We start from the raw sequence: 14,382 nt of genomic DNA, 5'->3' as shown, positions 1-14,382 counted from the left end.
AGATGAAAAGAACGATGTTGTGCGCGGCGCTGGCCTTGCCGGCATTCGCCCTGCTCCTGTCTGCGGCAGGAGCAGGCAGCGTGAATGCGCTGACGGCGGATGGAACGCAAGAGCGGCAAGGCTATCTCGAGGAATCGTACCGCGCCTACCTCGAGAGCGCCGGTTATGCAGGGAAGATGGCTTCCTCGGCCATCGAGGTGGATGTCGCTTCCTTCACCGCCTCGGACGGCATGGAGGCAAGCTACCGGGACGGCGCGGCCATCGCTGGCGAGAACGGCAGCATCACCTGGAGCGTGCCGGTGCGGGAGGCGGGATTCTACCATATCGCGCTCACGTATGCGCCTGTCGCAGGAACGAACGCGAAGATCGAGCGCAAGCTGCGGATCGACGGCAAAAGCCTGTTCGCCGGCATGGACCAGCTGGTCTTCCATCGCGTATGGGACAGCAGCGCGGCCATCGCGCAGAAGGATGGGAACGAAATTCGGCCCAACGCGATCGAAAAGACGGAGCCGATGACGGTCTATTTGAACGACTCGCGCAAGCGAGGCTTGGAGCCGTATGCCTTTTACTTGAGCGCGGGTACGCATGACCTCTCCTTCGAATCCGTCAAGGAGCCGATCGAGATCCGCGGCATCACGCTGCGAGCGGCGCCTGAGATCAAGCCCTATGCGGACGCGCTGGCGCAATGGCAATCGAAGCTCAAGGTATATGACGGAGCGAGCCTCGTCTATCAGGCGGAACGGACCGACGGCCGCACGGTCGGAATCGAGAAATCGTCGGTCGACATCATGCTGGCCACCGACTACGCCAATCCCAGCACCGTTCCCTACCATCCCTATAAAATCAAGCTGAACACGATCGGCGGCACGAGCTGGAGGACGCCGGGCGACTTCATCTCCTGGCGCATCGAGGCGCCGGAGGAGGGGCTGTACCGGATCTCCTTCCGCGGGGCGCAGAATACGAACCGCGGCGTCATGTCGTACCGGCAGCTGAAGGTGAACGGGGAAGTCCCTTTCCGCGAGGCGGAAGCGATCCCGTTCGCCTTCCATTCCGGGTTCGTCCACTATGTGCCGGGAAGCGGCGGCGAGGAATACCTCATTCCGCTGAAGCAAGGCGAGAATACGATCTCGCTGGAGGTCGTGCTGGGCGATTTTGCCATGCCGCTGTCGGAAGTCGAGAAGAGCGTGCTCGCTCTGAACGGCTTGTACCGCAAGACGGTCCAGATTACCGGCCTCGTGCCGGATCGGTACATCGACTATGAGATCACGAAAAAGATTCCCGGCTACGCGCAGACGCTGCAGGAGGAGAGCGAGCGGCTGCAGGCTGTCGTCCGCGAGTTGGTGAGGATCACCGGCGAAAAGGGCGAGAAGACGGCGATGATTGAAAAAATGCAGGTGCAGGCGGAGCGGCTGAGCCAAAATCCGGAAGCGGTCATCACGGAGCTGGCCACGATGGAGAACAACATCTCCTCGATGGGCACCTGGATCTCTTCGATCTCGGAGATGCCGCTGCAGCTCGACAGCTTTACGCTGTCCGCGCCCGACGCCCCGCTCCCGGCCGCCAAGCCGAATCCGTTCGTCCGCGCCTATTACGGAGCGGTCCGATTTTTCTCGACCTTCTTCGTCGATGAGACGACGCTGTCCAGCGGCGAGCAGGACGGCGCCATCAAGGTGTGGATCGCGGCGGGACGGGATCAGGCCCAGGTCATCAAGACGCTGATCGATCAAAGCTTCACGCCGAGGTCGAACATCCCCGTCGAGCTGCAGCTGATCCCGGAGGAGGTCATCCTGCCGGCGACGCTGGCGGGCAACGGCCCCGACGTCGCACTCGCCATCCCGCAGGCGACGGTCGTCAACTTCGCGATGCGCAGCGCGCTCGCGGACTTGTCCAAGCTGGACGGCTTCGACGGCATCCGCAGCCGCTTCAACGAAAGCCTGTGGAGGACGGTATCGTACCGGGACGGCGTATACGGAATTCCCGAGCAGTCGACGTTCCTGATGATGTTCTACCGCAAGGACATCCTCGACCAGCTCGGCCTGCAGCCGCCCGGCACCTGGGCCGAGGCCGAGCATGTCATCTCCGTCCTTCATGCCAACAACTACGACTTCTATATCTCCGGCCAGGAGCTTTATCCGTCGCTCGTGTACCAATCGGGCGGAGACCTGTACCAAGGCAGCGGCAGCGATTACGGCATCCAGAGCGGGCTGGCCAGCGATGAAGCGATGAGCGCGTTCAACCAGCTGACCCGCTTCTTCACGAGCTATCGCCTGCCTGTCACCGCCGACTTCCCGAACCGGTTCCGCACCGGATCGATGCCGGTCGGGATCGCGCCGTACGTCACCTACAACCAGCTCGAGGTGTTCGCTCCGGAAATCCGCGGCTTATGGTCGTTCGCGCCGCTGCCGGGAGTCGAGCAGGCCGGCGGCGGCGTGAACCGCGCCGCGCTGGCGACGACGATCGACAGCGTCATGATGGAGGCGTCGGACAAGAAGGAAGCGGCATGGGAATTCATGAAGTGGTGGGCCGAGACGGAGACGCAGGCTCAATACGCCAATGCGCTTGAATCGGTCATGGGCTCCGCCGCCAGGTACCCGACTGCGAACGTCGACGTGCTGAAGCGGCTGCCCTGGGCGGCGAAGGACGCGGAGCAATTGATGCGGCAGCTCGAGGACACCGTCGGATTCCCCGAGGTGCCGGGCGGCTACATGACGCCGCGGGCGATCGATTATGCATTCCGCTCGGTCGTGACGAGCGGCCGGAACCCGCGCGAGGCGCTGTATATGAACATCAAGCAGATCGATCGGGAGCTGGAGAAGAAGCGCAAGGAATTCAAGCTCTCCACAGATAGAGGGGCAAGGTGAGTATGCAGACGAGTCGGAATTCGATCCGGGAACCTATCCTGACCCGCAAGAGCGAGACGTCGATCTCGCATGTCTGGAAAAGACATAAAGAGAAATACTTGCTGCTGCTTCCGTTCTCGGTCATCTTCATCGTGTTTACCGTCATTCCCGTCCTGACTTCGATCGTGCTCAGCTTCACCTCGTTCAACATGCTCGAGCTGCCGAAGTTCGTCGGATTCGGGAACTACATCAACTTGCTCGTGAACGACGAAATCTTTCTGGTCGCGGTGAAGAACACGCTGTTTTTCGCGCTCATCACCGGGCCGGTCAGCTATATCATGTGCTTCGTCTTCTCCTGGCTGATCAACGAGCTGACGCCGAAAGTGCGCGCGGTCATGACGCTGGTGTTCTACGCGCCTTCGATTTCGGGCAACGCCTATCTGATCTGGAAGCTCATCTTCTCGTCCGATATGTACGGCTATTCCAACGCCTGGCTGCTGCGGCTCGGCTTCATCAGCGAGCCGATCCTGTGGTTCGACAAGAAGGAGTACGTGTTCCCGATCCTGATTTTGGTCCAGCTGTGGCTGAGCCTTGGCGTGAGCTTCCTGGCGTTCATCGCGGGCTTGCAAAACGTGGACCGGACGCTGTACGAGGCCGGACAGATCGACGGCATCCGCAACCGGTGGCAGGAGCTCTGGTTCATCACGCTGCCGTCCATGAAGCCGCAGCTGCTGTTCGGAGCCGTCATGCAGATCACCAGCTCGCTGTCGGTGTCGCAGCTGTCGATCGAGCTTGCCGGCTTCCCTTCGATCGAGTATTCAGGCCATACGATCCTGACGCATCTGTATGACTACGGCTTCATCCGCTACGAGATGGGCTACGCCTCGGCGATCGCGACGGTGCTGTTCTTCATCATGGTCTTCACGAACATCATCGTGCAGAAAGCTTTGAGAAGGGTAGGGGTTTAGGTGAGCGTCGTTCCTGCAGCGGTCAAAAAAGCGTACTTGTCGCGAAAGTTCAGGCGAAGGAACCGAAGCATTCTGGGCGACATGAGCCTGACGTTTTTCCTCGGCCTGTTCGGCCTGTTCAGCGTCTGGCCGCTTGTGTTCATCCTCAACAACGCGTTCAAGCCGCTCAACGAGATTTTCCTCTTCCCGCCGAAGCTGTTCGTACTGAGCCCGACGCTGACGAACTTCCAGGATCTGCTCATCATCATCGGCAACTCCTGGATCCCGATGTCCCGCTATCTGTTCAATACGCTGTTCCTTACGGCGGCCGGCACGGCGGGCACGGTCATCATCGGCTCGATGGCGGCTTTTCCGCTGGCCAAATACGTCTTTCCCGGCTCGAAGACGATGTCGAAGCTGATCGTCTACTCCCTCATGTTCAACGGCACCGTCACCGCGCTGCCGAACTACGTCATCATGTCGAAGCTGAATATGATCGACAGCTACTGGGCGGTCATCCTGCCCTCGGTCGGCTCGACGCTCGGACTGTACCTCATGCTGAACTTCATGGTCCAGGTGCCCGACGCGCTGATCGAGGCGGCCAAAATCGACGGAGCGAGCGAGTTCACGATCTTTTGGAAAGTCATGATGCCGCTGTCCAAGGCGGCCTGGATCACTCTCATCATCCTCTCGTTCCAGAACTTCTGGGGGACGACGGGCGGCGGCTTCATCTTCAGCGAGAAGCTGAAGCCGATCAGCTATGCGCTGGCGCAGATCGTCAATGCCGGCGTCGCCCGCACGGGGGTCGCCTCGGCCGTAACGCTGATCATGCTGGTCGTGCCGGTGGCCGTCTTCATCTTTTCGCAGAGCAACGTCATCCAGACGATGGCCTCGGCAGGCATCAAGGAATAACGACGGAGAGGAGGGTTCTCGCGATGAGGAAAACGTTGCGGGCGGCCGGCATCGCGGCCGTGCTCTGCTTGATCTGGCCGCTGGCGAGCGCGCATGCCGCCACGACGTTCGAAAGCAATTACACGTACGACGCCTGGGGGAACGTCAAGCGAAGTCCTCCGGCGTTCGAGCTGGTCGATACGCTGGACAGCCGCGACATGGAGCCGATCAAGGTCGGAAGCTTCGATGATGTCTTCGTCTCCGAAGACCGGATCTTTGTGGCGGACGCGACGGAAAGCCGCATCAGCGTCTTTGATGCCCAGCTCCGTTTCGCAGCGTCGATCAAGCTCATCCGCGACGGAGCCGGCAAGATCATGGTGAGCGAAGCGACCGGCAAGCAGCTGATGCTGACGAATCCGGAGGGCGTGTTCTACAGCGAGGCGTCCGAGGAGCTGTATATCGCGGACACGGGCGCGGAGCGGATCGTCGTCCTGGACGGGATGACCTATGCGTTCAAGCGGACGATCGAGAGGCCGGAGAACATGGTCGGAGCGACCCTGTTCAAGCCATCCAAGCTCGTCGTCGACAAGAACGGGAAAATCAGCGTCGTCGTGCAGGGCAGCTACGAAGGCATCATCGAGATCCAGCCCGACGGGTCCTTCTCCCGGTATTTCGGCTTGAACAAGCCGCGGGTCGATCTGGCGGACTTCTTCTGGAAGTCGCTGGCCTCCAGCCAGCAGAAGGAAAAGATGAAAAAGCTGTTCGCGCCTTCCTTCAACAACATCAGCATCGATGCGGAAGGACTCATCTATGCGACGACGTTCGACCCGTCCGCGCAGAACAAAGTGTTCCGGTTCAACTCGAAGGGGGAGAACATCCTCGTCCAGAACGGATATTTCCCCGTCATGGGCGATCTGACGCGGGTCACGGGCCAGGAAAGCCAGTTCGTCGACATCGCCGTTTCCGATTACGGCGTGTACGCGCTTCTGGACAAGACGATGGGCCGGGTGTTCCTTTACAACTTCGAGGGCGACATCATGAACGTGTTCAACTCGATCGGCAACCTGAAGGGGAACGTCAAGGAGCCGACCTCGATCGCCTGGTTCGGAGATCGGCTGATCCTGCTCGACCGGCAATTCGGAAGCGCGTCCGTGTTCCAGCCGACGGAGTTCGGAGCGGCCGCGCTGGAAGCGGAGAAGCAGTATTTCAACGGGAATTGGAAAGCGGCGGGCGGAGCTTACCTGGACACGCTCGAGCGCAACGCCAACTACGACATCGCCTATACGGGAGTCGGCCGCAACCTTCTGATGCAGGACGAGTTCGACGAGGCGATGTACTACACGAAGCTCGGCAACAGCCGCGGCTATTATTCGCAGGCGTTCGCGGAGTATCGCAACCTGTTCATCCAGCATCATTTCCTGTGGTTCGTCCTCGTGTTCGTCGCGTTCGCGGTCCTGTTGTTCTATTCGGAATACCGGTACAACCGAAAGACCGGCTGATCGATGCGGCGGCTCCATCATGTTCTCGAAAGAAAGGCAGGATCGCGACTTATGACCGGAATTGTCGAAGACGGCAAGTCTATGCTCCGCGTGCTCTTCCATCCGTTCGACGGGTTCTACGAGGTGAAGTTCCTGGGCAAACGGAATTTCGCGCTGGCGACGATCATCATGCTCCTTTGCGGCTTGACGGGCATCTTGAGCTATCAGTACACCGGCTTCATCCTGAACTACTTCCCGCTGTTCGAGATGAACAGCATCGCCCTCTTCGTGACGACGCTGTTTCCGTTCCTGATGTTCCTGCTCAGCAATTGGAGCGTGACGACGCTGTTCGACGGCAACGGCACGATCGGCGACATCTACATCGTGCTCAGCTATGCGCTCCTGCCGAAGCTGGCGTTCGACCTCGCCGGCATCGTTCTGAGCAATGTCGTGACGCAGGAGGAGGCGGGGCTGCTGCAGGCGTTTACGGCGATCGGGACCGTATGGTTCGCGTTCCTGCTGTTCTGCGGCTTGACCGTCACGCATGAATATTCGGCTCTCGTCAACATCGTGACGCTGGCCGCATCATGCGCCTCGGCGGTTCTGATTCTTTTCCTGTCGATGCTCTATTTCACGCTGATCGGGAAAGTCGTCGGCTTCGTCTATGCCGTGTTCCTGGAGCTATCAAAGAGGTGGTGACGACATGCTGAAGGATTTGCGCGAAGCGGCGTCCTTACGAAAAAAGGCCGCGGGCCGGATGGCGCTGGCGCTCGCGCTGCTGGCCGTGCTGGCGTCCGCCGCGATCGCTTATCTCCCCTCCGTCGTCCAGCATTACAGCATCGGACGGCAGCCGCTGCCGGAATACGAGCGGGCGGGACTGTCGCCCGCGACGGGCGAGATCGACAAGGGGGCCGGCACGGTGCTGCTGGCCCAAAACGAAGGCAGGGAGCTGTACCTCGACGCCCGCACGCTGAATCTGAAAGTCGTGGACGCGCAAAGCGGAGCGACGTGGAACAGCCTGTTTGAGGACGGCAAGAGCGGGGATGCCGAAAAATCCCCGCTCCTCATCCGGTTCCTCGGCAAGGACAGCGCGATGTACGAATGGGATGCGTACAAGTACGCGATCCAGAATGGCCGCTACACGCTGAACCGGATCGACGGCGGCGTGCAGATCGTGTTTGATTTTTTTGAATCGGAATCGTACCGCCTGCAGGAGTACCTGCCGCAGAAAATCTCGATCGAACATTACGAGAAGCTCTTCCTCGAAAAGTTGGAGCAGGCGGTGAGCCAGGGAAAGCTGACGGAGGCTCAGGCGAAAAAGCATGAAGAATCGCTCTCCATCGCGTACCAGCGGGATGAGGACAACGGCCTCTACTTCTTCAAGTTTTCCGGGCTGCCGCCGCTCTCGCTCGTGAAGGATCTGATCCAGTTCTCCAAGGCGGTCGGCTATACGACCGAGATGCTGCTGGCGGACAGCCAGCAGTATGGCATTTCGGTCACGATCGCGCAGCCGGCCCGCTTCGTCGTGACGATGGAGGCGAAGCTCGATCGAGGCGATCTCGTCGTCCGCGTGCCGTCCTACTCGATCGAGGGAGACAACGACTTCTACACGATCCAGAACATCAGCGTGCTTCCTGCATTCGGACTGGTGTCGGCCGAGAAGGCGGAGGACGGGCAGATCGTCGTGCCGGACGGGGCGGGCGCGCTGTTCCAGATCAATACGTTCAACGGCAAGTTCCCGGAATACGAGCGTCCGCTGTACGACAATACCTACTACAACACGTTATACGAGCTGCCGGAATATCCCGAAACGCTGTCGATGCCGGTGTTCGGCCTGTACGCGACCGATCTCCGCGGCAAATCTCAAGGACATCTGGGCATCGTCGAAAAAGGCGCGGAGCTCGGCTACGTGAAGGTGCAGCTCGGCACGAAGGACGCTTCGGCGGGAGGCTCGCTGTACAACAAGGTGTACAGCTCCTTCGACTCCACGCAGTATTCGCGGGTGAAGGTGTTCGGGCCTTACAGCGACAACGAGGCTCGCTTCCTGGCGGACACCGGCTTAATCCCGGTCGACTACACGGTCCGTTACAAGCTGTTCGCCGGGAAGGTCGACTATTACGATCTGGCCCAGACGTATCGCCAGCATCTGATCGACACCTACGGCCTGAAGCCGGCCTATTCGACGGAGCCGAAGCTGTTCCTGGACGTGATCGGAACGGTCACGCTGGAGAAGAGGAGGCTCGGCGTCCCGTATACCGAGCCGTATTCCATGACGACATACAGCCAGCTGCTGGACATCGTCAAGGATCTGCAGGACGTGAACGCGGTCGTGAACTACAAGGGCGTCTTCAACGGAGGCATGGACAACACGATCGGAAACAAGGCGGAGCTGGTCGGAGCGAACGGCAGCAGGAAGGAGCTCGAGGCGCTGCGCAAGCAGGTCGAGAGCGGGAACGGCTCGCTGTTCCTCCACGCCGATCTGATGCGGGTGGCGGACACGAGCGGAGGCTTCTGGCCGAAAAGCAACGCCTTGTACGGTTACGACGGCAAGCCGGTCGAGATCCGCAAGTACAATTATGCCTTCGGCAAGTTCGATCCGGACAGCCGAGGCCGCTATCTGCTCCATCCGCTTCGTTTGAGCGACACGGTGGACAAATTCCTCAAGGACTCGCAGGCGTATCCGAATCTCTCGCTCGGCGACATGGGCTCGACCTACTATGCGAGCTACAATCCGCGTGAAATCGTCGATCCGGTCATCAGCCGCGGCATCGTCGAGGAGAACCTGAAGAAGCTGTCCGCCCGCAAGAAGCTCATCCTCGAAAATCCGGCCATCGACCGGATCGGGTATGCGGCCTATGCCTCCGACATCTCCCGGGAGAGCAGCGGCTATGCGACGATGTACAGCTCGATTCCGTTCCGGCAGCTCGTCATGAACGGGTTGACGGAATATACGACGCTGGACGTGAACCTTGCGGCGGATCGCAGCGATTACTTCCTCCTGCAGGCGTTCGAGCTCGGCAGCCTGCCGAAGTTCACGATCAGCGCGGAGAACGTCGACGTCCTCAAAAACTCGGAGTACAGCGATTACTTCTCCATGCAGTACGCCGTCCTCGCCGACGAGATCAAGGCCGTATACGCCGAATACAGCGAGGGGCTGGCGGCGATCGGCTCCAAGGAGATCGTCGGCCATCGGATGCTTGCGGATAATGTGTTCGAAACGACCTATGCCTCGGGCGCCTCGGTCATCGTCAACTACAATAAATTTCCGGTCGCAGCAGCCGGATCGAATCTGGACGCTCTTGGCTATGTCATCCAGCCAACGCCGTAAGGAGGTAATGCCATGCCGGGTGCGGCAGAAAAGATTCGGAAGAGATCGCGCCTCTCCTACCAAACGATGCAGAAAATCCATGGCATCGTGTTCGTGCTGCCGTGGCTGATCGGGTTCGGCCTGTTTTTCGTCACGCCGCTGGCCAGTACGATCAAGTACGCTTTTCATGAAGTCGGCGTGGCGGAAACGGGCGGCATGGCGCTCCGGTATGTCGGCCTCGACAACTTTACGAATCTCTTCAATGTCGAGGTATCGAGCCAGAGCCAGCCGTTCCTGAGGGTGTTCTCCGACGAGAACGTCAATATTTTCATCAACACGCCGGTCATCGTCGTCTTCAGCCTGTTCTGCGCGATTCTGGTCAACGTGAAGTTCAAGGGCCAGGGACTGGCGAGGGTCGTCTTTTTCCTGCCGATCGTGCTTGGACTGAAGGTCGTCGTCGACCTGATCATGGTCTCGACAGGCGGGGACGTGGCCGATGCGGCCGTCGACAGCACCATCGACAACGAGATGATCTTCGATTTCCTGAGGGAGTACACGTTCCTGCCCCGGGACATCACGATGTTCATCTCGGATCTGGCGACGAACATCTTCCTGCTGCTCTCGCAGACAGGCGTGCAGACGCTCATCTTCCTCGCCGGACTGCAGTCCATCAACCCGTCGCTCTACGAGGTGGCGAAGATCGAGGGCGCCAACAGCTACGAGATCTTCTGGAAGATTACGCTGCCGCTGGTCGGCAACATCTCGCTGTTCGCGCTGATCTATACGTTCGTCGACATGTTCCTCAAGTCTCCGATTTCCACGGAAATCTATTATTTCGCCTTCAACAAGAACAATATCGGCGCGGGCTCCGCCTTGTCGGTCGTTTATCTCGTCAACGTGCTGGCCGACCTGCTGCTATTGATGCTGATCATGAACCGGGTGGTGAAGCTGAGCCATGCTGCAAAGTGAAACGCGGACGAAAAATCGAGTCCAGGCTTATCGGCTCAAGAAGGCGATCCGCGGCATCGTCATCGGGTATTTCTTCTATTCGCTTGTCATCGGGCTCGGGTTCGCCATCCTGTATCCGTTGATCAAGCTGATTCCGTTCGTGTTCAACAACCTCGAGGATCTCGGCAATCCCGACGTCATCTGGGTGCCGATCGAGCTGTCCGTAGACAGCTTCCGGGCTGCGATGCGGCTCGTCTTCGGCAACGGCCTGCCGTTGCTGCAGTCCGTCGCCTACGGGGCGGCGATCGCCTTGATTCAGATCTTCATGTCCGCCATCGCCGGCTATTCGCTCGGCCGGATCGGTTTTTGGGGCCGGAACGCCGTCATGGGGCTCGTCATCCTGTCCTTCGTCGTCCCGCCTCAGTCGCTGCTCATCTCGCAATACTTGAGCTTCAAAAACTTCGATGTCCTGGGGATCGCCTCGGCGCTCGGCGGCGGCCCGATCGACCTGATCAACCAGCCGTATACGCTGTACGCGATCGCGCTGCTCGGCTTCGGCGTGAAGCAGAGCATGTTCGTCTTCATTTTCCGCCAGTTTTTCAAGGGGATGCCGGCCGAGCTCGAGGAAGCGGCTTATATCGACGGCTGCGGCTTCTATCGGACGTTCTTCAAGATCGGGCTGCCCAACGCGCTTCCGGCGATCATGACCGTCGGAATCCTCGCTTTCGTATGGAACTACGGGGATACGTACTATACCGGCTACTTCCATCCCGATGGCCCGTACCTGAGCATCAAGCTGGCGACGACGTTCGCTCCTGCGAACGTAAACAACATCCTGTACGCGGTCCGCACCTGGTACGACGTGCCGGGCGCGACGACGTTCGCGTTCGACGCCGTCAAGCAGGCGGCGGCTCTCATCTTCCTGCTGCCGCTCCTGATCCTGTATTTCTTCGCGCAACGGCGGATCGTCGAAAACCTGGAGCAGTCCGGCATCGTCGGGTAACCGGCCGGGCTGCCGACCCCATCCAGACAGAAAGAGGCGTACACCTTTATGAAATCCTTATCCTTATCCAGATCTGCCGGCCAGCGGCAGTCGAGAGTCGACTTCGACCGCAAAAGCTTTGTCATCGATGGCGAGCGGGTCTTCCTCCAAAGCGCCTCTATCCATTATTTTCGAATGCCGCGCGCGGAGTGGCGGGAGACGCTCGTCAAGGCGAAGCTGGCGGGGATGAACAGCATCGACACGTACTTCGCCTGGAACGTCCATGAACCGGAGGAGGGGCAGTGGCGCTTCGAGGGCGATGCAGACTGCGGAGCGTTCCTCGACCTGTGCGCCGAGCTCGGCCTATGGGTCATCGTCAGACCGGGGCCGTTCATCTGCGCCGAATGGGACTTCGGCGGCTTCCCGTGGTGGCTCAGCCGCAAGGAGGGCATCCGCTTCCGGGAAGCGAACGAGACGTTCCTGCGCGCCGTGGACATCTATTTCGACCGGATCGGCGAAATCATCCGGGACCGCCAGCTCGGTGCCGGCGGCACCGTCATTCTCGTCCAGGTCGAGAACGAATACGGCTATCTGGCCGATGACGAGGCCAGCCGGCCGTACATGGCTTATTTGCGGGACGGCTGGCTGCGGCGGGGCATCGAGGTGCCGCTGATCACCTGCGCCGGCGGCGTAGAGGGGGCGGTGGAAGGCGCGAACTTCTGGAGCGGGGCGGATTCGCATTTTGACAAGCTCGCCCGGAAGCAGCCGGATGCTCCGAAAATCGTGACCGAGTTCTGGAGCGGATGGTTCGAGCATTGGGGAGCGCCGGCCGCAATTCAAAAAACGCCGGAGCTGTATGAGAAGCGGATGTTCGAGATCATTCGGGCCGGATTTTCCGGGATCAGCCATTACATGTTTTTCGGCGGCACGAACTTCGCCGGATACGGCGGCCGGACGGTCGGCGCGAGCGATACGTTCATGGTCACCTCCTACGGCTACGATGCGCCGCTCGACGAGTACGGCCGGACGACGCCGAAATATTTCGCCGCGAAGCGGCTCGCCTGCCTCGTGCAGGCCATCGAGCCGTTCCTGCTGGAGTCGGAGCCGCTGGATGCTGCCGCCGTCAGGGCGTCGGCAGGGCTGGACGTGCGCGGCAGGAGGCGGGGGGATCAGCAGCTGCTGCTCGTCGAAAGCGGGAAAGAGGAAAGGGAGACGTTCCATCTGACGCTGGAGGACGGCAGGACGCTGCCGGTCATCGTCCATCCCGGCGAGATCGCCCCCGTGCTCGTCTCCGTCGACATTGGCGGAGGGCTGCGTCTGACGAGCACGGCGAGCCTCGCCTGCAACGAGCCCGTCGGCGGCGTGCGGACGCTGATCGTCCATGCGCGCGACGGACTGCGCTCGTTCGTGGAGCTGACCGCCGCCGCGCCGATCCGGCTCGCAGGCGAGCGGCCGCAGCTCGCCTCCTGGAGTCCGGACGGGAGAACCGTTTCCTTCGACCTCTACCATTTTCGCGAGCCGCAAACGATCGAGCTGACGATAGGCGGGGAAGCGCTGCGCCTGATCGTGCTGAGCGGCAGCGAGATGGACCGGACCTGGCGCCTCGGCGCCGGGCGGTGGCTGTTCGGCTGCGACGATGTCGATCTGACGCCCGCAGGCGAGGGGGAGTTCCAGGTCGCGGTCAGCCGTGCGGCCGCCCGCCTGCCGCAGCCTCCGGCGCTGCTGGACTGGTCGAGCGCGGCGTTGGAGCTGGACTGCATCGGCGGCATGCCGGTCGATCGGCCTCGGGACTTCACGAGCTGGGGGCAGCCGTACGGCTATCTGCTGTACAGCTGCGAGATCGAGCGGGAGCACGAGGGCTGGACGACGCTGATTCTGCCGAGGCTGGAGGATCCGGCGCGGGTATTCGTCAACGGAACCGAAGCCGCGCTGATCCGCGAGGTCGGCTCGGCTGCCGTCCGCCTTCCCCTGCGGCAAGGAAGCAATCGGCTGCAGCTGCTCGTGCAGAACATGGGCCGCTTGAACTTCTCGCCCGATCTGGGCGAGCCGAAAGGGCTGTTCGACACGGGATATGTCGATGGCGTGGCGCTCGACCTGCGCGCGGGCTGGAAGGCCGATGACGGCGAGACGGAGGCGGCCGTTCATTTGGACCGGGTCGCTGCCGTCGACGGGCAGCCGAGCCTGTCCCGCATGTTCAGCCTGGACGGACAGGACCGGGCGCTGCTCGTCGGCGCCGTGGCCGTTCCGCTTCGCGTCAACGGCCGGATCGTGCCGCTCGAGGGCTACCAGAACTGGTTCGCTCACCGGACGGTCGATCTGTCGGCATATGTGCAGCAAGGCATCAACATCATCGAGATGCCGTACTTCAAGTCCCCGATCCCGCGCCTGGAGCTGCTGGCTTACCGCTCCGCCGACAGCGTCGGAGGCTGGAGCATGGCCGGCATCGGAGAGGAGCGGCCGGAGGCGGCGGCCCGGCTCGGCGCGGCTGCAGCGACGGTTGAGGAAGCCGAAGCGGCGAGGGCGGACGGTGCGGCGAGGGCGGCCGGAAAAGAAGCGGCTGCCGCCGCCGGGACTCCAGCTTGGCATGCTTGCGAGTTCGCAGCGCCGTCGCTGCCGGAGACGCTGCGCCCGAGGCTCAAGCTGCGGCTGACAGGCATGAGCAAGGGCTCGATCTGGCTGAACGGCATCGACCTCGGGCGATATTGGCAGATCGGACCGCAGGAGGACTACAAGATTCCGATGTCCTGGCTGCAGGAGCGCAACCGGCTCGTCCTGTTCGATGAGCAGGGCCGCTCGCCGGACCGGGTGCGGCTGCTGTATGACGAGGCGTCAGCCCGCGAGTGGGAGCCGCATATCGAGTAGGAGAACGCCGGCCGCCATGGACTCGACGATCCGCGAGGAGGCGCGCTGGCGGAGCCGAAAGTCAATATCGCCGTCAAAAGGGTAAAAAAGCCGATACCGGCCCGTTCATTTTCGCGCTAAAATGATC

General features: G+C 61.1%; 9 protein-coding genes. All 9 read left to right on the top strand.

Annotation, left to right across the window (positions count from 1 at the left end):
* Positions 1 to 2 precede the first annotated feature (2 nt).
* Entirely contained in the window at positions 3 to 2,861 is a 2,859-nt protein-coding gene (locus NYE40_RS16280) for an extracellular solute-binding protein (RefSeq protein ID WP_339278681.1), read from the top strand.
* 2 nt (positions 2,862 to 2,863) lie between these two features.
* Positions 2,864 to 3,808 (top strand): sugar ABC transporter permease, encoded by a 945-nt coding sequence (locus NYE40_RS16275; RefSeq protein WP_339278680.1) that lies wholly within the window; start codon positions 2,864 to 2,866, stop codon positions 3,806 to 3,808.
* 81 nt (positions 3,809 to 3,889) lie between these two features.
* A complete protein-coding gene (locus tag NYE40_RS16270) occupies positions 3,890 to 4,699 on the top strand; it encodes a carbohydrate ABC transporter permease (RefSeq protein ID WP_127464327.1) in 810 nt (269 codons plus the stop codon).
* A gap of 23 nt (positions 4,700 to 4,722) precedes the next feature.
* Positions 4,723 to 6,177, top strand: a complete 1,455-nt coding sequence (locus NYE40_RS16265; RefSeq protein WP_339278679.1) for a hypothetical protein — start codon at positions 4,723 to 4,725, stop codon at positions 6,175 to 6,177.
* Positions 6,178 to 6,228: 51 nt separating this feature from the next.
* Positions 6,229 to 6,855 (top strand): YIP1 family protein, encoded by a 627-nt coding sequence (locus NYE40_RS16260; protein WP_339278678.1) that lies wholly within the window; start codon positions 6,229 to 6,231, stop codon positions 6,853 to 6,855.
* Between the two features lie 4 nt (positions 6,856 to 6,859).
* The gene (locus tag NYE40_RS16255) at positions 6,860 to 9,484 is read left to right on the top strand and encodes a DUF5696 domain-containing protein (protein WP_339278677.1); all 2,625 of its coding nucleotides are present in this window, start codon (positions 6,860 to 6,862) and stop codon (positions 9,482 to 9,484) included.
* Between the two features lie 12 nt (positions 9,485 to 9,496).
* Positions 9,497 to 10,432 carry a sugar ABC transporter permease gene (locus NYE40_RS16250; protein WP_028597629.1) on the top strand — a complete coding sequence of 312 codons (936 nt, stop codon included), beginning with the start codon at positions 9,497 to 9,499 and terminating at the stop codon, positions 10,430 to 10,432.
* Positions 10,419 to 11,414, top strand: a complete 996-nt coding sequence (locus NYE40_RS16245) for a carbohydrate ABC transporter permease (RefSeq protein ID WP_339278676.1) — start codon at positions 10,419 to 10,421, stop codon at positions 11,412 to 11,414. The genes NYE40_RS16250 and NYE40_RS16245 overlap by 14 nt, the downstream gene beginning before the upstream one ends.
* A gap of 48 nt (positions 11,415 to 11,462) precedes the next feature.
* The gene (locus NYE40_RS16240; RefSeq protein WP_339278675.1) at positions 11,463 to 14,255 is read left to right on the top strand and encodes a beta-galactosidase; all 2,793 of its coding nucleotides are present in this window, start codon (positions 11,463 to 11,465) and stop codon (positions 14,253 to 14,255) included.
* Positions 14,256 to 14,382: the final 127 nt, after the last annotated feature.

It is taken from the genome of Paenibacillus sp. FSL W8-1187 (assembly GCF_037965485.1).
Taxonomy (GTDB): domain Bacteria; phylum Bacillota; class Bacilli; order Paenibacillales; family Paenibacillaceae; genus Paenibacillus_O; species Paenibacillus_O pasadenensis.
Note: the sequence above shows the minus strand (reverse complement) of the source record. Positions and strands in the feature narration are given on the sequence as shown.